Annotated in this window: 1 pseudogene; it reads right to left on the bottom strand. The window is 28.2% G+C overall.

From position 1 onward, the window contains the following. A pseudogene (locus tag SH09_RS12915) lies at positions 1 to 241 on the bottom strand (hypothetical protein); the annotation flags it as partial.

The following is a 241-nucleotide window of genomic DNA, read 5'->3' as shown; positions in this document are numbered from 1 at the left end:
TCCGCCCATAACAAATATAAACATAAAAGTAGTCAACCACATACTAAACTCAACAAAAAATGCAATAGTTAAAAAACTTATAGAGATAGACAATGATCCTAAAATAAAAACAAATAATGACCCTTTTCTATCCACTAAAAAACCACCAAAATAACCAAAAACAATAACACTCATGGTTCCAGGAAAAATAACACTATTACCTATTGTCGCTACATTTACATGATAAATAGTTTTCATCATA

Source organism: Staphylococcus gallinarum (assembly GCF_000875895.1).
GTDB classification, from domain to species: Bacteria; Bacillota; Bacilli; order Staphylococcales; family Staphylococcaceae; genus Staphylococcus; species Staphylococcus gallinarum.
Note: the sequence above shows the minus strand (reverse complement) of the source record. Positions and strands in the feature narration are given on the sequence as shown.